Annotated in this window: 19 protein-coding genes; 12 read left to right on the forward strand and 7 right to left on the reverse strand. The window is 66.2% G+C overall.

Annotated elements, in window-relative coordinates; genetic code table 11:
• Positions 1–248 precede the first annotated feature (248 nt).
• The 8 genes from RAMLITH_RS04115 to RAMLITH_RS04150 are packed head-to-tail and all read left to right on the forward strand — an operon-like array spanning position 249 to position 10603.
• On the forward strand, positions 249–2207 hold the full coding sequence (locus RAMLITH_RS04115; protein WP_168106024.1) for an aldehyde ferredoxin oxidoreductase N-terminal domain-containing protein: 1959 nt from the start codon (positions 249–251) through the stop codon (positions 2205–2207).
• Positions 2200–2739: a 4Fe-4S dicluster domain-containing protein gene (locus RAMLITH_RS04120; protein WP_168106025.1), complete on the forward strand. Its 540-nt coding sequence runs from the start codon at positions 2200–2202 to the stop codon at positions 2737–2739. The genes RAMLITH_RS04115 and RAMLITH_RS04120 overlap by 8 nt, the downstream gene beginning before the upstream one ends.
• Positions 2740–2751: 12 nt before the next feature.
• Positions 2752–3903 (forward strand): (Fe-S)-binding protein, encoded by a 1152-nt coding sequence (locus RAMLITH_RS04125; protein ID WP_168106026.1) that lies wholly within the window; start codon positions 2752–2754, stop codon positions 3901–3903.
• Between the two features lie 21 nt (positions 3904–3924).
• A complete protein-coding gene (locus RAMLITH_RS04130; protein WP_202883233.1) occupies positions 3925–7023 on the forward strand; it encodes a CoB--CoM heterodisulfide reductase iron-sulfur subunit A family protein in 3099 nt (1032 codons plus the stop codon).
• A gap of 14 nt (positions 7024–7037) precedes the next feature.
• On the forward strand, positions 7038–7805 hold the full coding sequence (locus RAMLITH_RS04135; RefSeq protein ID WP_168106027.1) for a hydrogenase iron-sulfur subunit: 768 nt from the start codon (positions 7038–7040) through the stop codon (positions 7803–7805).
• 38 nt (positions 7806–7843) lie between these two features.
• On the forward strand, positions 7844–8296 hold the full coding sequence (locus RAMLITH_RS04140; protein ID WP_168106028.1) for an NADH-quinone oxidoreductase subunit NuoE family protein: 453 nt from the start codon (positions 7844–7846) through the stop codon (positions 8294–8296).
• 10 nt (positions 8297–8306) lie between these two features.
• Positions 8307–9992: a (2Fe-2S) ferredoxin domain-containing protein gene (locus RAMLITH_RS04145; RefSeq protein ID WP_168106029.1), complete on the forward strand. Its 1686-nt coding sequence runs from the start codon at positions 8307–8309 to the stop codon at positions 9990–9992.
• Complete coding sequence (locus RAMLITH_RS04150) at positions 9989–10603, forward strand: 2Fe-2S iron-sulfur cluster-binding protein (RefSeq protein WP_168106030.1); 615 nt, start codon at positions 9989–9991, stop codon at positions 10601–10603. The genes RAMLITH_RS04145 and RAMLITH_RS04150 overlap by 4 nt, the downstream gene beginning before the upstream one ends.
• Positions 10604–10621: 18 nt before the next feature.
• Here the strand turns inward: RAMLITH_RS04150 and RAMLITH_RS04155 are convergent, their stop codons facing one another.
• Both RAMLITH_RS04155 and RAMLITH_RS04160 read right to left on the reverse strand, forming a co-directional pair.
• Complete coding sequence (locus RAMLITH_RS04155; RefSeq protein ID WP_168106031.1) at positions 10622–11647, reverse strand: GNAT family N-acetyltransferase; 1026 nt, start codon at positions 11645–11647, stop codon at positions 10622–10624.
• Between the two features lie 103 nt (positions 11648–11750).
• Positions 11751–12935 carry an acyl-CoA dehydrogenase gene (locus tag RAMLITH_RS04160; protein WP_337786099.1) on the reverse strand — a complete coding sequence of 395 codons (1185 nt, stop codon included), beginning with the start codon at positions 12933–12935 and terminating at the stop codon, positions 11751–11753.
• A gap of 170 nt (positions 12936–13105) precedes the next feature.
• Here RAMLITH_RS04160 and RAMLITH_RS04165 point away from each other — a divergent pair, with 170 nt between their 5' ends.
• From RAMLITH_RS04165 to RAMLITH_RS04180, 4 genes are all read left to right on the forward strand, one after another.
• A complete protein-coding gene (locus RAMLITH_RS04165; RefSeq protein WP_168106032.1) occupies positions 13106–14020 on the forward strand; it encodes a LysR substrate-binding domain-containing protein in 915 nt (304 codons plus the stop codon).
• A 200-nt stretch (positions 14021–14220) separates the two neighbouring features.
• Positions 14221–14433 carry an acyl-CoA carboxylase biotin carboxyl carrier protein subunit gene (locus tag RAMLITH_RS04170; protein ID WP_168106033.1) on the forward strand — a complete coding sequence of 71 codons (213 nt, stop codon included), beginning with the start codon at positions 14221–14223 and terminating at the stop codon, positions 14431–14433.
• 28 nt (positions 14434–14461) lie between these two features.
• Positions 14462–15622, forward strand: a complete 1161-nt coding sequence (locus RAMLITH_RS04175; RefSeq protein WP_168106034.1) for an acyl-CoA dehydrogenase family protein — start codon at positions 14462–14464, stop codon at positions 15620–15622.
• A 96-nt stretch (positions 15623–15718) separates the two neighbouring features.
• Entirely contained in the window at positions 15719–17452 is a 1734-nt protein-coding gene (locus RAMLITH_RS04180; protein WP_168106035.1) for an acyl-CoA carboxylase subunit beta, read from the forward strand.
• Between the two features lie 186 nt (positions 17453–17638).
• Here RAMLITH_RS04180 and RAMLITH_RS04185 read toward each other — a convergent pair whose 3' ends face one another.
• The 5 genes from RAMLITH_RS04185 to RAMLITH_RS04205 form a co-directional block, all read right to left on the reverse strand.
• On the reverse strand, positions 17639–18844 hold the full coding sequence (locus tag RAMLITH_RS04185; RefSeq protein ID WP_168106036.1) for a sodium ion-translocating decarboxylase subunit beta: 1206 nt from the start codon (positions 18842–18844) through the stop codon (positions 17639–17641).
• Position 18845: 1 nt separating this feature from the next.
• On the reverse strand, positions 18846–18989 hold the full coding sequence (locus RAMLITH_RS04190) for a hypothetical protein (RefSeq protein WP_168106037.1): 144 nt from the start codon (positions 18987–18989) through the stop codon (positions 18846–18848).
• 118 nt (positions 18990–19107) lie between these two features.
• Positions 19108–19500 carry a RidA family protein gene (locus RAMLITH_RS04195; RefSeq protein ID WP_168106038.1) on the reverse strand — a complete coding sequence of 131 codons (393 nt, stop codon included), beginning with the start codon at positions 19498–19500 and terminating at the stop codon, positions 19108–19110.
• On the reverse strand, positions 19500–20672 hold the full coding sequence (locus tag RAMLITH_RS04200; protein WP_168106039.1) for an acyl-CoA dehydrogenase family protein: 1173 nt from the start codon (positions 20670–20672) through the stop codon (positions 19500–19502). Before RAMLITH_RS04200 ends, RAMLITH_RS04195 begins: the two co-directional genes overlap by 1 nt.
• Positions 20673–20693: 21 nt before the next feature.
• Positions 20694–21554: an enoyl-CoA hydratase family protein gene (locus tag RAMLITH_RS04205; RefSeq protein WP_168106040.1), complete on the reverse strand. Its 861-nt coding sequence runs from the start codon at positions 21552–21554 to the stop codon at positions 20694–20696.
• Between the last annotated feature and the right edge of the window lie 9 nt (positions 21555–21563).

Raw genomic sequence — 21563 nt, forward strand, 5'->3', positions numbered from 1 at the left:
TGCCTGCACTGCTTCGCGCTCGATTCTGTCACCGACATACCTGATCGGGGCGCTCAGGTACAGGGGCATTGCGCCGAAGTTTGATGGAGATCAGTTGACGCCGGACAGCCAAATACGCCTAATGGTACGGGATTACCGGTTTGCGGCGGAAACGATGCAGACCGGCCGCGAAGTCCCGTTGAACGAGCCGCCGCGCCGCGCTGCTGCACGAGAGCCGCGAGACGCACGGACCTGAGGAGACCAGGCAGATGCGGTATGCAGAAACAGGATTCAACCTGGAGATCGATCTGTCCCGCGGCAGCATCGACCGGGTGGAATCGGATCTCGAACACACGCGGCTGCACCTTGGCGGACTCGGCACGAGCGCCAGAATCCTGTGGGACCGGGTGCCCGCCGACACCGACGCCTTCTCCGAGGACAACCTGCTCATCTTCGCGACCGGGCTGTTGTGCGGCACCGCCGCCCCTGGCGCCAATCGCACCATCGTCTCGACCTTCTCGCCGCAGACGCAGCTGCTCGCCTATTCGATGATGGGCGGCTTCTGGGCGCCGGAGCTCAAGCACGCCGGTTTCGACAAGGTGATCATCCGCGGCAAGTCCCCCGAGCTGGTCTACCTCTGGATCCACAACGACGAGGTCGAGATCCGCGACGCCGCGCACCTGCGCGGCAAGGGCGCGATCGAGACCGCCGAATGCATCCGCCAGGAGCTCGGCGAACCGGAAGCGCAGGTGGCCGCCATCGGCATGGCCGGCGAGAACCGCGTGTTCTACGCGTCCATCGAGCAGGGCCGCTCCAGCGCCAGCCGCGGCGGGATCGGCGCCGTGATGGGCGACAAGGGGCTGAAGGCGATCGTCGTGCGTGGCACGCGGGACGTCAACATCGCCCGCCCGGCTGAGTTCATGGGACTGTGCGACGACGTGCTGAAGTACATCGCGTTCCGCGCCGAGCATCCCATCCCCGGCGTGCCCGCGATCCTGCAGGGGCTGGGCTCGCCGCAGGAGATGGCGATCCACGACGAAGAGTGGCACACCACCAGCTTCATGTGGGGCAACGCGCGCACCCGGCGCAAGGACTTCTGGACCCACGAGATCGAGGAGAAGTGGCGCCGCACGCAGGAGAGCGTGCGCACGCGCCTGATCAGCTGCTACAACTGCCCGATGAAGTGCGGCGCCACGATCTCGGTGCCGGGCCAGCCGACGTACATGATGAAGTGCTACTCGAAGCTGACCTACACAATGGCCGCCTATTCCGACCTGGAGTTCGGCTTCCGGATCGCGCAGCGCGCGACCGAGTACGGCGTGGACGGCTTCTCGACCCCGCAGGTGATGGCGTTCGCGCTGGAACTGCTGGAAGCCGGCATCCTCACGGATGCCGATTTCCCCGGCATGCCCGCCGACGTCGAAGGCCGCTTCTTCTGGCTGCTCGACCGCATCGTCCGGCGGGAAGGCATAGGCGACGTGCTCGCCGACGGGGTCTACTGGGCGGCGCGGCGCATCGGCAAGGGCGCCGAGAAGTTCGACCACAACACGATCAAGAAGCACGAGCAGCTGCCGCTGAAACTGGGGATGCTGAACCCCGTCTACTACCTCATGTACTCGACGGGCGAGAAAATCAACATCACGCAGATCGAGGGGCAGTTCCCGCAGGCGCCCTTCCCGACCATGGAGGAGCGAGAGGCCTTCGTGAAGGACTGGTTCCAGGTGCCGCATCCGAAGTTCAAGCAGTACCTGCTTGACTGGGAGCCGCGCGGCGAGCAGTCCAACCCGCTCTATCCCAGCATCGAGGCCAGCTGTGACATCGTGGACTGGCAGGAGAAGATGCACTACATCGACGACGCGCTGGGCATCTGCGCCGGCCTGTCGTCCTTCCCGCTGAAGCCGCCGTATCACATCCACAACTTCCCGAAGTTCGTCTCGGCCGGTACCGGCTTCGAGTTCGACGACGCGCAACTGTGGAAGGCCGCCACGCGCAATCGCACCTTGCTGCGCGCCATCAATGTGCGGCGCGGCATGCGGCGCGCCGACGACAAGCCGCCGGAAGACCACTGGAAGAAGCGCTTCCCGGACCTGGAGAAGAACCTGCTGGACGCGTATTACAAGCTCAAGGGCTGGAACAGCGACGGCATCCCGACGGCGGAATCGCTGCGCGAGCTGGATCTCGACTCCGTCGCCGAAGACCTGGAGCACCGGGGAATTCTCCATGGCTAAGATCAGGAAGACGATCAAGTCGATCACCATCGACGTCGACAAGTGCAACGGTTGCCGCGCCTGCGAGGTGATCTGCTCGCTGTTCCACGCGACGCCGCGCTACAGCAGCAACAACCCGGCGCGTTCGCGCATCCGCGTCGTGCGCGAGCCGCTGCGCGACATCTACCTGCCGGTCTATGCCGGCGAGTACACGCAGGCGGAATGCACCGGCCGCGACACCTACGTGATCGACGGCAAGAAGTACAACGAGTGCGACTTCTGCCGGGCGTCCTGCCCCTCGCGCGACCTGTTCAAGGAGCCCGACTCGGGCCTGCCGCTCAAGTGCGACATGTGCGAGGACACGCCGCCCCTGGCCAAGCCGAAGTGCGTCGAGTGGTGCGTCGCCGAGGCGCTGGTCTACGAGGAGCGCGAGGAAGAGGTCGACGAGCCTGAGCCCGCCCCCTCGGACGTCGAGATCGGACTGGGCGCGCTGATCGACAAGCACGGCCTGCAGCAGGTGCTCGAGTCGCTCGCCCGCGTCGGCAAGCCCTAGCCCTGACCGACCATGGAAACGGTCACCCCCTTCAAGGAGATCGTCGACGCCATCAAGGCGAGCGGCGGCGACGCGTTCAAGTATTGCTACCAGTGCGGCATGTGCGACACGGTCTGCCCGTGGAACCGCGTCGGCAGCTTCAGCATGCGCAAGCTGGTGCGCGAAGCCACGTTCGGCCTCACCGAGATCGAGAGCGAGGACATCTGGCGCTGCACCACCTGCGGCAAGTGCCCGCAGGTCTGCCCCCGCGGGGTCAGGCAGATCGAGTCCGGCATCGCGCTGCGGCGCATCGCCACCGAGTACGACGTCTTCCCGAAGGCCGTGGAGCCGATACGCACCATCGCGGCCAACCTGCGCGCCGAGGGCAACCCGTTCGGCGAGGATCGCGCGAAACGCACGAAGTGGGCGGACGGCCTCCAAGTGCCGCAGTTCGCCGAGGGCATGGAGTTCCTGTACTCGCCCGGCTGCTATCTTTCGTACGACCCGCGGGCGAAGAAGATCGCCCGCGCCACCGTCGAGATCCTCAACCGGGCCGGCGTCGAGTTCGGCATCCTGGGCCCGCAGGAAAGCTGCTGCGGCGAGAGCATCCGCAAGACTGGCGACGAGGCCTTGTTCAAGAGCCTGGCGCGGCAGAACATCGCTACCCTGGTGGACCGGGGCGTGAAGAAGATCCTCGTGTCCTCGCCGCACTGCTATCACACCTACACCCATGAATACCCGGAATTCATGGTGCACTTCGAGGTGGTCCACATCTCGCAATTGCTGAACCGCCTGCTGGCCGATGGCCGGCTGCAATTGAAGACGGAGTACGCGAAGACGGTCACCTGGCATGACCCCTGTTACCTCGGCCGCCACAACGGCGTCTACGACGAACCGCGCGAGGCACTGAAGAAGGTGCCGGGGCTGCAATTGAACGAGATGGCCGAGTCGCGCAAGGACAGCTTCTGCTGCGGCGGCGGCGGCGGCCGCATCTGGATGGAAACGCCCAAGGCCGAGCGCTTTTCCGACGTGCGGCTGGGCCAGGCGATCGGCGTGGGCGCGCAGGTGCTGATCACCGCCTGCCCCTACTGCATCACCAACTTCGAGGACAGCCGGCTGAACGTGAAGAACGGCGAGGCGATCGAGGTGAAGGACATCACCGAAGTCATCCGGGACGCCCTGTAGCCGACCATCAAGGAGCACGACGTGGCGCACACCCTGGAATACGCCCTGGACGATGCGCACGAAGCGCTGAGCCAGCGTTTCCTTCGCCCTGGCGACAATCTGCGCGGCGACGTGATGGTGGTCGGCGGCGGCATCAGCGGCATCCAGGCCGCGCTCGATCTCGCGACCGCCGGCTTCAAGGTCTACCTGGTGGAGAAGACGCCAACCATCGGCGGCAAGATGTCGCAGCTGGACAAGACCTTCCCCACCAACGACTGCTCGATGTGCATCGAATCGCCCAAGTTCATCGAGTGCGACCGCCACCCCAACATCGAGATCATGACCTATACCGAGGTCGCCGGCGTCGAAGGCACGCCCGGCAACTTCACGGTGACGCTGACGAAGAAGCCGCGCTATGTCGACGAGGACAAGTGCACCGGCTGCACGGTCTGCGTGGAGTATTGCCCGGTCAAGATCCCGGACCCGTTCAACCAGAACCTGTCGCTGAACAAGGCGGTGCACATCTACTTCTCGCAGGCCGTGCCGCTGGTCACGTACATCGACGAAACCTGCCTGTACCTGAAGGACAAGACCTGTTCGATCTGCACCGGCGTGTGCGAGAACGACGCCATCAACTTCAACCAGACGCCCCAGAAGGTCGAGGTGAAGGTCGGCGCGATCGTCCTGTCGCCCGGTTACGAGATCTTCGATCCGAAGATCCGGGGCGACTACGGCTACGGCACCTACGAGAACGTCGTCACCAGCATGGACTTCGAGCGCCTGCTGTGCGCCACCGGGCCGCACGAAGGCCACATCCTGCGGCCGTCGGACAAGCACCATCCGCAGAAGGTCGCCTGGATCCACTGCGTCGGCTCGCGCCAGGTGACGCCCGGCGGCAACAGCTATTGCTCGGCGGTGTGCTGCTCGTACACGCAGAAGCAGGTGATCCTCGCCAAGGACCACGTGCCCGACATGCAGGCGATGATCTTCCACAACGACATCCGGTCGTATGGCAAGGACTTCGAACGCTTCTACCAGCGGGCAGAGAAACTGCCCGGCGTGATGTTCGTCCGCAGCTACGTCTCGGTCTCGGGCGAAGACCCGGTGACCAGGAACGTGAAGATCCGCTACTCGACCACCGACGGCGGCGTGAAGGAAGAGGAATTCGAACTGGTGGTGCTGTCGGTCGGCCTGAATCCGCCGGCCGGCGCCAGCGAGCTGGCGCGGAAGTTCGGCGTCGAGCTGGGGCCGCAGGGCTTCTGCAAGACCAATCCCGTCAATCCGATCGAGACCACGCGGCCCGGCGTCTTCCTCAGCGGCGCTTTCCGCGGCCCGATGGACATTCCCGAGGCAGTGATGACGGCCAGCGCGGCCGGTGCGCTGTCCGGGCAGTTCCTGAAGGCGCGGCGCGGGCGGCTCAGCACGGCGCGCGTGTACCCGATCGAGCGCGACGTCAGCGGCGAGGAAGCCAAGATCGGCGTCTTCGTGTGTCGCTGCGGCGCCAACATCGGCCGGGTGGTGGACGTGCCCGGCGTGTGCGACTACGCCAAGACCCTGCCCAACGTGGTCCACGTCGAGGAGAGCCTGTTCGCCTGCGCCACCAACACGGCCAAGGCCATCGGCGACACGGTACGCGACAAGGGGCTGAACCGGGTGGTGATCGCGGCCTGCACGCCGCGCACCCATGAGCCGCTGTTCCGCGACACGCTGCGCGAGGCCGGCATCAACCAGTATTTCTTCGATATGGCCAACATCCGCGAGCATTGCTCCTGGGTGCACTCCAAGGAGCAGGCCGACGCGACGAAGAAGGCCAAGGACATCGTGCGCATGTCGGTGGCGCGCACTTCGCTGCTGGAGCCGCTCCAGGAGTTCTCGCTGCCGGTGAACAAGGCGGCGCTGGTGGTCGGCGGCGGCGTCGCCGGCATGACCAGTGCCCTGACGCTGGCCGAACAGGGCTTCCAGGCCTACCTGATCGAGAAGGCGTCGGACCTGGGCGGCATGGCTCGCCGCATCCATTACACGACCGATGGCCTGGACGTGCAGGCTTACCTGAACGACCTGAAGAAGAAGACCTACCGGCACCAGCTGATCCGCGTCATCACCGACGCGACGATCACCGAGGTATCAGGGTACGTCGGCAATTTCGTCACCAAGGTCAGGACGAAGGGCCGGATTGTCGAGCTCAAGCACGGCGCGGCCATCATCGCCACCGGCGCCGACGAGTACAAGCCCACCGAATACCTGTATGGCCAGGACGCGCGCGTGATGACCCAGCTGGAGCTGGAGGGAAAGATCGTCGCCGGCGACGAGCACGTCAAACAGGCGCGCAGCGTGGTGATGATCCAGTGCGTCGGGTGCCGGCAGGAAGACCGCAACTACTGCTCGCGCGTCTGCTGCAGCGGGGCGATGAAGAACGCGCTCAAGCTCAAGGCCGGCAACAAGGACATCGACATCCACGTGCTCTTCCGCGACATGCGGACCTACGGCTTCGCCGAGGACTCGTACCGCGCGGCGGCCGGCCAGGACGTCAAGTTCATCCGCTACGAGCCGCAGGACAAGCCGCGGGTGGAGGTCGACGGCGCCGGCTTCAAGGTGACGGTGCGCGATCCGATCCTGGACAAGCGGCTGGCGCTGGAAGCCGACACCATCGTGCTGGCGGCGGCGGTGATTCCTTCGGCTGGGGCCGAAGACACGGCGCGCCTGTTCAAGGTGCCGCTCAGTCCGGACGGCTTCTTCCAGGAGGCGCACGTCAAGCTTCGGCCGGTCGACTTCGCCGCCGAAGGCGTCTATCTCTGCGGCACAGCGCAATACCCCAAGCACCTGTCCGAGGTGATCGGCCAGGCCTACGGCGCCGCCGGCCGCGCGCTGACGCTGCTGACCCACGACACCGTCGTCGCCTCAGGCTCGGTCTGCGAGGTGAACGAGAACATGTGCGTCTCCTGCGGCGCCTGCATCACCTCCTGCAGCTACGGCGCGATCGAGTTCCACGCCACGCCGCGCGGCAAGAAGGCCGTGATCAACCCCGTGCTGTGCAAGGGCGACGGCCTGTGCAACGCCAAGTGTCCGACCGGCGCGGTGTTCCTGAAGCACTACACCGACGCCGAGGTGTTCGGACAGATCGAGGCCGCGCTGGCCGGCTGAGAGGAAGGAAGTCCATGGCGACCGCATCCGAGTTCAAGCCGACGATCGTCGGGTTCCTGTGCAACTGGTGCTGCTACGGCGGCGCCGACCTGGCCGGCGTCTCGCGCTTCCAGTACCCGCCCTACCTGCGGGTGATCCGCCTGATGTGCTCTGGCCGGGTCGACCTGCAGTTCATCTTCCGCACGTTCGCGAAGAAGGCGGACGGGGTGTTCATCGGCGGCTGCCACCTGAACGACTGCCACTACAACCCGGAAGGCAACTACGACGCGATGGGCAACACGCTGATGGCCAGGCGCATCCTGGAAAAGCTCGGCGTCAACCCGGAGCGGTTGCGGCTGGAGTGGGTGTCGGCCGGCGAAGGCACCCGCTTCGCCGAGATCATGAACGAGTTCTCGGCCAAGGTGAAAAGCCTGGGCCCGCTGGGCTCCTCGGAAAAGGTTCCGGTCGCCGAGCTGGCCTCGCGCCTGCAGGTCGCCGAGGAACTCGTCCCCTACATCAAACTGGTGGAACGCGAACGACTCCGCGTGCCGGTGCGCACCGAAGAAGGCTACAAGCAGTTCTTCGGCAGCGAGCGTTTCGAGCAGCTGTTCGACGAGCTGATCCTCGACAAGCTGGTGATGAGCCGGATCATGGGCCTGGTGCGCAGGCACCCGCTGCAGGCCCACGAGATCCCCGGCAACCTGGACCTGGACCCCGCGGAGGTGGCTCGCCACCTGCGACAGCTGACCGAGCGCGGACTGCTGAAGTTCGACCGCGGCCAGACGCTGGTGGCCGCCGTCTGATAGCCGCCCGCCCTCGAAACGCCAACGGAAATCGACCCATGGACAGCGCCCAGATCGACGCGATGCTCGAGAAGCACCGGGGCCAGCCCGGCGATCTCATCCACGTGCTGATGGAGATCCAGCACCAGAACCACTGGCTGCCGCGCGAAGTGCTGCAGCAGGTGGCCGATGCCCTCGAGATCCCCTTCAGCCGGGTGATCCGCATCGCCACGCTGTACAAGACCTTCAGCCTCACGCCCAAAGGCCGCAACGAGGTGCATGTCTGCAACGGCATCTCGTGCCACCTGCGGGGCGCGAAGAAGTTGATGGAGGCCGTGGAGCGAGTCACCGGCGTCAAGGCCGGCGAGACCGACGCCAACTGGCGCTTCAGCCTGGAGGCCGGCGCCTGCCTGGGCACGTGCAGCATCGGCCCGGAGATCGTCGTCAACGGCAGGCACCATGCCCGGATGACGCCGGCCAAGGTCGAGGAAGTACTCAAGGACTATCCGTAGGACGGCCCACATGACCAGGCTCCACTCCGCTGCCGAACTGGAACAGTTGCGCGCCAGCATCCTCGCGGCGCGCGACCCCGCCCGCCCTTCGATCGCCGTGTGCGCCGGCGCGGCCTGCCACGGGCTCGATTCGCAGCGCGTGGCGCAAGCCTTCCAGGCCGAGGTCGCCCGGTCCGACGAAGGCGCGGGTGTCGAAGTCCGCGTCACGGGTTGCCACGGCTACTGCGAGAAGGGACCGAACGTGGTGGTCGGCCCGCAGGAGATCTGCTACTTCGAGGTCAAACCCGCCGACGTGCCGGAGATCGTCGAGAGCGCGCGCAGCGGCCGGGTCGTCGAGCGCCTGGTCTACCGGCATCCGGTCACCGGCGAGAAGGCCGTGCACCTGAACGAAGTGCCGTTCTACAGGCACCAGACGCGCCTGCTGATCGGCGACAACACCCGCATCGACCCGATGCGAATCGACGATTACATCGCGGTGGGCGGCTATGCGGCGCTGGCCAAGGCCTTGTTCCGGATGAAGCCGGAACAGATCGTCGACGAGGTGAAGAAGGCCAACCTGCGCGGGCGCGGCGGCGGCGGCTTCCCGGCCGGCCAGAAATGGGAGACCGCGCGGAACGCACCGGGCGACGAACGCTACGTCATCGTCAACGGCCACGAGGGCGAACCGGGCGCGTTCATGGACCGGGCCCTGTTCACCGGCAACCCGCACAAGGTGCTGGAAGGGCTGATCATCGGCGCCGTGGCCATCGGATCGCACAAGGGTTTCATCTACACCCGGCACGATTCGCCGCAACTGATCGCGCACATCCGGCAGGCGCTGGCCCAGGCCGAGGAATACGGGTTGCTCGGCGACGACATTCTCGGCTCGGGCTTCGACTTCCACGTCGAGCTGCACTTCGACGTCGGGATCTTCGTCTCGGGCGAGTCTAGCGCCCTGATGCGGTCGATCGAGGGCATGCCGCCGGAACCCCGCCCCAAATACATCCGCACCTCGGTGGCGGGCATCTGGGACCGGCCGAGCAACCTCAACAACGTGGAGACCTGGGCCAACGTGCCGCAGATCATCGAGAAAGGCGCCGACTGGTACGCCTCCATCGGCACCGAAGGCAGCAAGGGCACCAAGCTCGTGTCGCTGTCCGGCAACGTGGTCGACAGCGGCGTGGTGGAAGTGCCCATGGGCACGCCGCTGCGCACCATCGTCCACGACATCGGCGGCGGCGTCGCCGGCGGCAAGCAGGCCAAGGCCGTGCATTTCGGCGGGCCGATGGGCGGTTCGATCCCGGCCAGCCTCATCGATGCGCCGCTGGACTTCGACGCCCTGGCCAAGCTGGGCGCGCCGATCGGCGCCGGCGGCCTGCTGGTGATGGACGAGGACACCGACATGGTGGAGGTGGCGCGCTACTTCCTCGAGTGGCTCACCCAGGAATCCTGCGGCAAGTGCGTGCCCTGCCGCGAAGGCATGTGGCAGACCATGAAAGTGCTGGAGAACATCGGCAAGGGCCGCGGCCGGAACGGCGACATCGCCCGCCTGGAAGACCTCAACGACGTCACCGGCGCCGCCTGCCTGTGCGCGCTGGGCAAGACGGCGGCCGACCCGCTCAAGAGCATGTTGCGCTACTTCAGGGACGAGTACGAGGCCAGGATCGCCCGCGGCGAGGGCAACAGCAACGCAGCAGCGGGGAGCGCAGCCAAATGAGCGACGTGGTCATGCAGATCGACGGCCGGGAAGTCACGGCCGGCAGCGACATGACGGTCCTGCAGGCGGCACGCGCCGCCGGGATCCACATCCCCACCCTGTGCCACCACGAGCAGCTGGAGCCGTTCGGCGGCTGCCGCATGTGCATGGTGGAAGTGGAGGCAAAGGGCCGCAAGAGCTACGTCGTGTCGTGCCTCTATCCGGTGGCCAAGGACCTGGTGGTGCGCACCCGCTCCGAGCGCGTGGACAAGATCCGCCGCGTGATCCTGGAGGAACTGCTGGCCCATGCGCCGAACTCGCCCGAGCTGGTCGAACTGGCGCGCGAGTACCAGGCCGACGCGAACCGCTTCGAGATGGACCCGTCGTTCTGCATCCTCTGCGGCCTGTGCGTGCGCTACTGCGCCGAGGTGAAGGCCAAGCACGCGGTCGATTTCATCGAACGCGGCGCGCAGCGCGAGATCAGCTTCATCCCGGAAATCGCGCAAAAGGAATGCTGGGATTGCCAGGAATGCTTCGCCCTGTGTCCAACGTCGTATGCGCAGGCGGCGTACTTCCTCACCGAGGCACTGGCGTTCCCTGGCCGACGCAAGCAGGGCGCGGTCGCCGGCTGACGGCCGGGGCGCTGTCGCTCAGTCCAGCCGCTTGTCGAAGGCCAGTCGCTGCGACTGTTCGAAGCTGACGTCGTAGAAGAAGCCGAGCAGATCGAAGTTCTCGCGGGCGACGACCGTTTCCACGCGGTCGACGCCCAGCGCCTTGACGTTGACGAAGAGCTGCGACAGCAACGCGTGCCCGACGCCGCGATGGACGTAGTCGGGATCCACGCCGATCGTGTCCAGCACCGCCACCGGCTCCACGCGGCCGGCGTCGCCAAAATCGGCGCGCGCCGTGATGAAGCCCACGGAGATCCCGTCCACCAGCGCCACCAGCGAGAGCCGGACGCTGGCGTCGCTCATCGCCTCTTCCAGCACCTCCCGGATGTAGGCGTCGCGGCGACGGCCCGTGATCCGGCCGTCGATGCGGATGATGTCCTCCAGGTCGGAGACCTCCAGCGCCCGCACGTCGACCTGGCTGCGCGCGAGCGCCTCGAAGTCGTTGGCGGCGGCTGCGCCGTAGTTCACTTCGCCGGTCGAAAAGCCGGTCGCGTGCTCGGGCGCCAGCGTCTTGTCGCCGTCATGGGCCGCGACGCGATTGCCCTGCATCGCGCAGTCCAGCACCATGGTCTGTGAGAGCTCGAAATCGGCGGCATCGAAGAACTGCACGATCGCGTGGTCACGCCAGGCCGCCGTCGTCCGGATCTGGGGCGCGCCCAGGCGCCTCGCCTCCGCTTCGAGCTTGCCCAGCAGCGCCGAGCCGATGCCGCGGCCCTGCTCCGCCGGCGCCACCGCCACCGCTTCCAGCAGCAGGGCGGGCTCGGCGCGGCCGAACTCGCCCACCTGCTTGCGCGCCTTGATGAATCCGACGAAGCGGCCGTCGCATTCCGCGGAGAACTGGACGTGCTTGTGGGTCTGGTCCAGCGCCGCCTTCAGGCGTCGCTGGAAATAGAGCCGCCGCGGATGGCCCACGACGGTGGCGTCGAGCGCGACGACCGCTTCCATGTCTTCCGCCCTGGTGCGGCGAAGCGAGATCCGGGCGTCCTGCTCGGTGCTGATGGCCATGGCAGTCTCCTTGCGGTCGCAACGCGACCGCACGAGTCTAGCTGTGGCGAGCGGCGCGCTTCTTGACGTGCCGCAACCGTCTGGCGCGACGCGGCGGGCGCCGTCAGAACGCGGCGATGCCGGTCTGCGCGCGCCCCAGGATCAGCGCATGCACGTCGTGCGTGCCTTCGTAGGTATTGACCGCCTCGAGGTTCACCAGGTGGCGCGCCACCCCGAACTCGTCGCTGATGCCGTTGCCGCCCAGCATGTCGCGCGCCAGCCGCGCGATGTCCAGCGCCTTGCCGCAGGAATTGCGCTTCATGATCGAGGTGATCTCCACCGCGGCCGTGCCTTCGTCCTTCATCCGGCCCAGGCGCAGGCAGCCCTGCAGGCCCAGCGTGATCTCGGTCTGCATGTCGACCAGCTTCTTCTGGATCAGCTGGTTGGCCGCCAGCGGCTTGCCGAATTGCACGCGGTCCAGGACGTACTGGCGCGCGGTGAACCAGCAGTCCTCGGCCGCGCCCAGCGCGCCCCAGGCGATGCCGTACCGCGCGCTGTTCAGGCAGGTGAACGGTCCCCTCAGGCCGCGCACGTCGGGGAAGGCGTTTTCTTCCGGGCAGAACACGCCGTCCATGACGATCTCGCCGGTGATCGAGGCGCGCAGGCCCACCTTGCCGTGGATGACCGGGGCCGTGAGCCCCTTCCAGCCCTTCTCCAGCACGAAGCCGCGGATCGCGCCTTCGTCGTCCTTGGCCCACACCACGAACACGTCCGCGATCGGGCTGTTGGTGATCCACATCTTGGTGCCGGTGAGCTGGTAGCCCCCGGCCACCTTTTTCGCCCGAGACAGCATGCTGCCCGGATCCGACCCGTGATTCGGCTCGGTGAGGCCGAAGCAACCGATCCACTCGCCGGTCGCGAGCTTCGGCAGGTATTTCCGCTTTGTCGCTTCGGTGCCGAATTCGTTGATCGGCACCATGACGAGCGACGACTGCACGCTCATCATCGAGCGATAGCCGGAGTCGATCCGCTCCACCTCGCGGGCGACCAGGCCGTAGCAGACATAGTTCAGGCCGGCGCCGCCATAGGTCTCGGGGATCATCGAACCCAGCAGGCCCAGCTCGCCCATCTCCAGGAAGATCGAGGGATCCGTCTGCTGGTTGCGGAAGGCCTCGACGACGCGCGGCGCCAGGCGCTCCTGGCAGTACGCGTGCGCCGCGTCGCGTACCGAACGCTCGTCGTCGGTGAGCTGCTGGTCGAGGAGCAGCGGATCGGCCCAATGGAAGGAAGGTTTGTTCGAAATGCTCACTTGAGGTCTCCCGGGGGATGCGGCAAGGCTGTGACAGCGTGCCTGCCTGCCTGAGGTGTGGTCGGCCGCCCTGCTCGGGCCCGTACGACCGGTGTCGCACTATAAAATTTCGCGGAGGCGGCCACAAGCGATTAATAAGCACGCCTTAGTGCGTTTCTGGAACTTCACCCATGCGCAGAAAAATTCCCACGACGGTCGCCCTCGCCGCCTTCGAATCGGCGGCGCGCCACCAGAGCTTCACCAAGGCGGCGCACGAACTTTCGGTGACCCAGAGCGCCGTCTGCCGCCAGATCGGCGTGCTCGAAGACCTCCTCGGGGTGAAGCTGTTCCGCCGCAGCAAGCGCGGCGTCACGCTGACCGAGGCCGGGGCCGGCTACGCGCGCAGCGTGCGCTCGCGGCTGGACGAAATGGAACGCGACACCCTCGAACTCATGGCCAACGGCGCGCAGGGCACCAGCCTCGACCTCGCGGTGGTGCCCACCTTCGCCACCAACTGGCTGCTGCCGCGCCTGGCGGGCTTCCGCCGCACGCACCCGCACATCGTGGTGAATCTCACGGCGAGCACCCGGCCCTTCCTGTTCGAGGACAGCGCGGTGGACGCGGCGATCTACGCCGGCGAGGCAAGCTGGCCCGGCACGCAGGGGCATTTCCTGATGCGCGAGAACCTGATCGCGGTGGCCAGCCCCGCACTCATCGCCCCGCGCAAGGCGCTCACCGCCTCCCAGGTGGCACGCCTGCCGTTGCTGCAACAGAGCACCCGCCCGCATGCCTGGCGCGACTGGTTCCAGTCCCAGGGGCTGGACGTGGAAAACGACCTCGCCGGCCCGCGCCTGGAACTGTTCTCCATGCTTGCGCGGGCCGCGATCCACGGCATGGGGGTGAGCCTGATACCGAAGTTCCTGGTGGAAAGTGAGCTCGAGACCGGCTCCCTGGTGCAGGTCGTGGACCACGACTACCTGAGCGATCGCTCCTACTACCTGATCCACCCGCAGCGCAAGGGGGGCGATCGCCAGGCGCTCGCGGCCTTCCGCGAGTGGATCGAGCTGGAGGCGCGGCAGTATCGCGAACCGATGGGCCTGGGGTGAGGAGCCTGGGCTCCCAGGCCCGATGCGCCCGCAATTGCGGCCGGGCTTGATCTGCGTCGAACTGGCGGCCGGGGCGCGGTGCTAGCGTAGCCTGTCCGTTCCCGCTGCGTCGACCTGCCGCGCGGCAGCATCGCGCGGCGAAGTTCGACAAGACGCTCTCGGCACGACCTCACGCAACCCAATCCAAGAAGGGATTCGCTATGGCAGATGTTCTGGCTCCGCTGGCGGGAAAGATCCTGGCCGTTCTGGTCGAACCCGGCTCGAAAGTCGAAGAAGACGATGAACTCATGATCATCGAGGCGCTGAAGATGGAAAACCACGTGTATGCCCCCAGCAGCGGCACGGTGAAGGAAATCAAGGTCAAGGTCGGCGACAGCGTCGAAGACGAGGCCCTGCTCCTCGTGCTCGAATGACCGCCGCCTGCAAAGAATCGAGGGAACGATGCATTTCGAACTCACCGAAGAACAGCGCCTGATCCAGGACACCGCGCGGCGCTTCGCCGCGGAGGAGATCGCACCGACCCTGGAGCAGGAAGAGGCCAGGCACGAATTCCGTCCCGACCGCGTCGCCAGGATGGGTGCGCTCGGCTTCTTCTCGTGCGCGCTCCCGGAGGAACTGGGTGGCAGCGGCATGGGCTACATGGAGTCGGTCCTCATGGCGGAGCAGATCGCCAGGATCTCGGCCTCCTGGCGGCTGCCGTTCAACATGCAGAACCTGGGGCCGGCGCTCACGGTGACAAAGTTCGGCACGGCGGCGCAGAAGAAGAAATACGTGCCCGGCTGGGTGGCCGGCACGCAGCTCGGCTTCTTCGCCATGACCGAGTCGAACACAGGCTCCGATGTCGCCAGCATGAAGACGCACGCGATCGACAAGGGCGATCACTGGGAAGTCCACGGCAGCAAGATGTGGATCTCGCAGGCCCACGTGGGTGATGCCGGCCTGCTCTACGCCTACACCGACCGGTCCAGGGGCAACAAGGGCATGACGGCGTTCATCATCGAGCCGAAGAACTGGAAGGGCTGTACCGCGCGCGCGATCGAGACCAAGCTCGGCCTGAAGTGCGCTCCCACCGGCGAATTCGCGTTCGACGGCATGAAGGTGCCCAAGGAAAACGTGCTGGGCGAGCCGGGCGACGGTTTTCGCATCTGCATGTGGCAGTTGAACCAGACGCGCATCGGCTGTGCGGCCGGCGCGCTCGGCGTCGCCGGCGGCGCGCTGGACATCGCCGTGAAGTACGCCAACGAGCGCACCCAGTTCGGCAAGCCGATCTCGCAGCACCAGATGATCCAGGCGCAGATCGCCGAAATGGCCGTCGAGCATCAGGCGGCGCAGATGCTTGTGTACAGGGCCGCCTGGCTCAAGGACAACGGCAAGCCGAACCAGTACGAAACGTCGGTCGCGAAGTACGCGGCATCCGAGGCAGCGGTGCACGCGGCCAACGAGTGCATGAAGATCTACGGCTCGTTCGGCTTCTCGACCGAGTATCCGGCGGAACGCTTCTACCGCGACGCCAAGTCGCTCCAGGTGGTGGAAGGCACGTCCAACATCCAGAAGATCATCATCTCGGGCATGGCCACCGGCGCGACGCCCAATCGGGAATAGGGACACCGGCCAACGCAGGGCAGGACGAGGGGCAGAGCCGGCACGCTTTGCCCTTTTTTTTCGGCAGCGCTCCATCCACTTCGAGGAAGCATCCGCATGAGACCGTATTTCGACAAAATGCCCGGCTTCGGCAAACCGCTGAAGGAAAACCGCATCGCCCGTACGCAGGAGAGCCGGGCGCAGCTGGAAGCGGTCGAGGGCGAGATCGCAGCCGCGAAGAAAGCGGTGGAGGAAGTCGGCATACCCACGGCCAGGATCAACGAGCGCGGCGGCCTCACGGTGTGGCAGCGGCTGGAATACCTGGTCGATCCGGGCACCTGGCAGCCGCTGCACAGCCTGTACAACCCCGAGGAGAACGAGGAAGGCACCACCAACGTGGTGGACGGCCTGGGCCAGATCGGTGGCAAGTGGGCCGTGATCATCGGCTTCGACAACAAGGTCCTTGCCGGCGCCTGGATCGCCGGACAGCCGGACAACATCCTGCGCGTGACCAACCTGGCCAAGCGGCTGCACATTCCGCTGGTGTGGCTGGTGAACTGCAGCGGCGTGAAGCTCCCCGACCAGGAGAAGTTCTATGCAGATCGCCGCGGTTCGGGCGCGCCCTTTTTCCGGCACGCCGAACTCGAGCAGGCGGGCATTCCAGTGCTCGCCGGCATCTACGGCACCAACCCGGCCGGCGGCGGTTACCAGGCGATCAGTCCCACGATCCTGATCGCACACAAGGACGCCAACATCGCCGTGGGTGGGGTCGGCATCGTGTCGGGCATGGCACCGCAAGGTGGATTCGACGTCGCCGGGCTGGAGCAGCTGATCGCAGTCACGCGCAACATGAAGGACAAGCCGCCCGGCAGCGTATCAACCCACTACGATTCGACCGGCTTCTTCACGCGCGTGTACGACGAGGAAAAGGGCGTGCTCGACGGCATCAAGGAATACATGCGCATGATTCCGGCCTATGACCCGAAGTTCTTCCGTGTAACCGAGCCCGCGGAACCGCAGCTTCCGGCCACGGACCTCTACCACCTGCTGCCGTTCAACCAGAAATCGGACTACTCGTTCGACGACATCCTGGCGCGGCTGGTCGACGGCAGCGAGCACATGGAATTCCGGCCCGGCTACGGGCCGGAGGTATACACCGGCCTGGTGAAAATGGACGGCATGCTGGTCGGCGCCATCGGAAACCGGCAGGGGCTGCTCCCCAAGGGGTACCCGGAGTACGCGGACTACCCCGGCATCGGCGGCAAGCTGTACCGCCAGGGCCTGATCAAGATGAACGAGTTCGTGACGCTCTGCGCGCGCGACCGTGTCCCGGTGATCTGGTTCCAGGACACGACCGGCATCGACGTGGGCGATGTCGCCGAAAAGGCGGAGCTGCTCGGGATCGGACAATCGCTCGTGTACTCGATCCAGCAGGCCGACGTGCCGATGATGCTGGTGGTACTCAGGAAGGGGAGCGCCGCGGCCCACTACATCATGGGCGGGCCGACGGCCAATCGCCAGAACGCCTTCACACTGGGGACCGCCGCCACCGAGATCTACGTCATGCACGGAGAAACCGCGGCGGTGGCCACCTACTCGCGCCGCGCGATCAAGGACAAGGATGCCGGCAAGCCGCTCGAGCCGCTGGCGCAGAAGATGAACGAAATGGCGCAGAGCTATCTGGATACTTCAAGGCCGGCGTACTGCGCCCGCCATGGTTTCGTCGACGAAATCGTGGATCTGAAAGCGCTGCGCGGCTACCTCAAGGCCTTCGCGGGGGCGGCGTACCAGAATCCGAAGTCGATCTGCCCGCGCCACCAGATGCTGCTGCCGCGGATCATCAAGGGCTAGTTATCCCTGAATGGTGCAACAAGGACCGGCAGAGCCGGATCCTTTTCGCAGAGGGGACGGCGCTGCACGATGCTCCGCGCTTTCCACGTGCCGCTGGCGGAAATTTTCGCGCGCTATTTCTGCAGCGTCGGGAAGACGGATTCGCACGAGGCCATCACGCGGCCGAACACCCGGTCACGTCCACGGTCAGCGCAGCAAGGTCACGTAGATTGCGGCGAGGATGGCCGACGAGATCACGCCGCAGATGCTCGCCCCCATCGCCCAAGGCAGGATCTGCACGAGTTTGTTGGCGTCGCGCGCTTCCTTCTGCGCCACCTTGGCGGTCGTCGGCACGCAGGACACCCCGGCGATGCCGATGACCGGGTTGAACGTGCGGCCGTTGGCCCAGTAGACGATATAGCCCCCGATGATCCCGCCGATACCGGAGATCAACAGCGCGAGCATGCCGAGAACGAGCAGCGTGAGCACCTTGGGGTTGAGGATGGTCCCCGCTTCGCACAGCACACCGAGCAGCAGCCCGAGGAAGAACGTGGCGCCGTACAACAGGGGGCCGCCGATGAAATCGATGAACTGGGTCACTCCGGACTCGCGGATGACGACGCCCAGGAAGAAGGACATGAACAGCGGCGCCGCCACCGGGAACAGCAGGCAGAGCAGAGTGGACGCAACGACGGCGAAGGTCATCTTCTCGGCCTTGCTGGCCTTCGGATTCTGTCGGGTGTCCATCTTGATTCCCCGAAGCTCCTTGGGTATCAGCAGCCTGATGACCATCGGATAGACGGCGTAGGTCAGGCTCAGGTAGAGATAGGCCACGATCGTGATCGGAACGAAGAGGTCCTTGGCGAGGATGAGGGAGGTGTAGAGCACCATCGGCCCGTCGGCACTGCCGATCATTGCGATCGCCGCCGCCTCCTTGTAGCTGAAGCCGACCGCGACCGCGATCGGAAACGTCAGCACCGTGCCCAGTTCGGCACAGATGGCGATGAACATGCTGCGGAAGGGCGCAATCAGCACGTATCCAACATCAGAGATCACCCCGATGCCCATGAACACCAGGCAGGCAATCAATCCGTTGCTGAACATGAACGTGTAGATCGGCTGCAGGAAATCGATCTGCAGGACGGTGAGGAGCTGGCCGGTTTCGCTCGTCATCGGATCGAGAAAAATCGTTCCGGTGGTGTCTTTCGAGAGATAGAGAACGCCCGCGTTGACGGCAGACATTCCGAACCCCATCGGAATCATGATCAGGGGCTCGAGCGTCCCCTTGGCGCCCAGGTACACGAACAGAATCCCCAGCGCGATGAGCACGATGCGGGCGATCGCGATGGTCGGACCCGCCGCCACCATCGTGGCCACACCCTGAAAAAGGTGGAGGACGTCGATTTCCGGCATGTCAGGCCTCCGGCGTTGGCTTCGCCGGCGATCCGGGCGCCACCGCGCTTCGGGAGCCATGAAAGCGAATGGCGCTGAAGGTCAGCTTGATCACCCAGGCCACGAGGAACGAAACCACCGCCGCCATGCCGTAGATGATGAACATCAGCTTGGTTGCGTCCCAGACATTTTCCATGTTGGATTCCCCGGGGTATGGCGCCGCGGTGGGCAAGCCAGCGCTACCGGAAATTGGTAACGTGTTGCCGGATTGTATGAAGGATGAGCTACCCGGGCAATACCGCCGTCACCTCGATTTCAACCTTGGCACGGTCCTCGATCAGGGCCCTCACCTCCACCGCCGTCATCGCCGCGTTGTAGGCGCCGATGATTTCGCGATACGCCTGGCCGACCTCCCTCGAAGCAGCCAGGTACTCCCGCTTGTCCGTGACGTACCAGGTCATCCGGACGATATCTTCAGGCTTTCCGCCTGCTTCCCTGAGGACCTCGGCAATGTTCTGAAGCGCTTGCCGCGCCTGGGCCCCGAAATCGTCGCTGTGGAACCTGCCTTCGGCGTCCCAGCCGATCATCCCGGCGATGAAGAGCATCTCGCCGCGTGCAACGACACCGTTCGCATAGCCTTTCGGGCGCGGCCAGCCTGGGGGCAGGATCACACGCATCAGGCGGCCCTCCCAGCGACGTCCTTCAGCAGTTCGCGCGCGATGATCAGTTGCTGCACCTCGCTGGCGCCTTCGTAGATGCGAAGCGACCGGATCTCGCGGTACAGCCGCTCGACCGGCTGCTCGCTCACCACGCCCAGCCCGCCGAAGATCTGCACTGCGGAATCGATGACCTGCTGGGCGCCTTCGGTCGCCGTGAGCTTGGCCATGGCCGCCTCGCGGGTGATCGTCCGGCCCTGGTCGCGCAGCCATGCCGCCCGGTACACCAGCAGCGCCGAGCTGTCGATGGTGGTCGCCATCTGCGCCAGCCTGGCCTGCGTCAGCTGGAAGTCGGCCAGGGTCTGGTTGAACATCCGGCGGGTGGTCGCCCGGTGCAGCGCCTCGTCGAGCGCGCGCCGGGCGAAGCCGAGCGCGGCGGCCGCGACCGAGGTGCGGAATACGTCCAGCGTTCGCATCGCCACCTTGAAGCCTTCGCCCGGCTCGCCGATGCGCTGCGACAGCGGCACGCGGCACCCGGTGAAGCGCAATTGCGCGAGCGGGTGCGGCGCGATCACATCGATGCGCCTGGCGATTTCCAGGCCCGGCGTGCCAGCCTCCACGATGAAGGCGGAGATGCCGCGCGAACCGGCCGCCTCGCCGGTCCGCGCGAACACCACGTAGAAGTCGGCGATGCCCCCGTTGGAGATCCAGGTCTTCTCGCCATCGATGACGGCCTCGCCGCCTTCGATGCGGGCGCTGCACTGCATCGCGCCGACGTCGGAGCCGGCCTCGGGCTCGGACAGGGCAAAAGCCGGGATCGCCTCGCCGCGGGCGACCTTGGAAAGGTAGCGGTCGCGCTGTGCGGGCGTGCCTTGCAGGCTGATCGCCCCCGAGCCCAGCCCCTGCATGCCGAAGGCGAAGTCGGCCAGGCCGCTGTGGCGCGCGAGCGTCTCGCGGATCAGGCAGATGGCGCGGGTGTCGACCTGGTCCCCGCTGCCGTGCGGCACGCCGGCGACGGCATGCTTGAGCCAACCGTCGGCACCCAGTGCGCGCACCAGCGAGCGGCACTGCGCATCGACGTCGGCGCCGTGGTGCTGCGGCACATGGTCCCTGGCCCACGCCTCCAGCTCGCGCGCGAGGCGCCGGTGCCGTTCCTCGAAAAAGGGCCACTCCAGGTAGCGGGTATCGCTCATCGTCATCTCCTCGATGTGTCGTCAGTTGCCCTCAAAGCGGGGCCTGGTCTTCGCCACGAACGCGTGGTAGGCACGCGAGAAGTCCTCCGTCATCATGCAGATCGCCTGCGCCTGGGCCTCGGCTTCCAGCGCCTGGTCCACCGTCATCGCCCATTCCTGGTGCAGCATGGTCTTGGTGATGCCGTTGGCGAAGGTGGGACCTTGCGCGAATTCGCGCGCCAGCGCCTGCGCCTCGTCCAGCAGGGCCTCCGGAGCGCAGAGCCGGTTGAAGAAGCCCCAGCGCTCGCCCTCCTCGCCGCCCAGCGCGCGGCCGGTGAAGAGCAGCTCGCTCGCCCTGCCCTGGCCGATGATGTGCGGCAGGATCGAGCAGGCACCCATGTCGCAGCCGGCCAGGCCGACGCGGTTGAAGAGGAAAGCCGTCTTGCTGCGGGCGGTGCCCAGCCGCACGTCCGAGGCCATGGCGACGATGGCCCCCGCGCCGGCGCAGACCCCGTCGATCGCGGCGACGATGGGTTGCGGGCAGGCGCGCATGGTCCTGACCAGGTCGCCCGTCATGCGGGTGAACATCAGCAGCTCGGGCGCCTTCAGCCGCACCAGCGGCCCGATGATCTCGTGCACGTCGCCGCCGGAGCAGAAGTTGCCACCGGCGCCCGTGACGACCACCGCCGTGACGTCATCGGCGTACTTCAGCTGCGCGAAGAGGTCGCGCAGTTCGGCGTAGGACTCGAAGGTCAGCGGGTTCTTGCGCTCGGGCCGGTTCAAGGTGACGGTCGCGACCTTCTCGCGCACCTCCCACAGGAAGTGGGTGGCGCGATAGCCCGCCAGCTGCCTGCGGTTGCCCGCGGCCAGCGCCGGGTCGAGCCGCTCGTTCGTTTCACTCATGGTGCTCTC

The sequence above is a fragment of the Ramlibacter lithotrophicus genome (assembly GCF_012184415.1).
In the GTDB taxonomy this organism is placed as follows: domain Bacteria; phylum Pseudomonadota; class Gammaproteobacteria; order Burkholderiales; family Burkholderiaceae_C; genus Ramlibacter; species Ramlibacter lithotrophicus.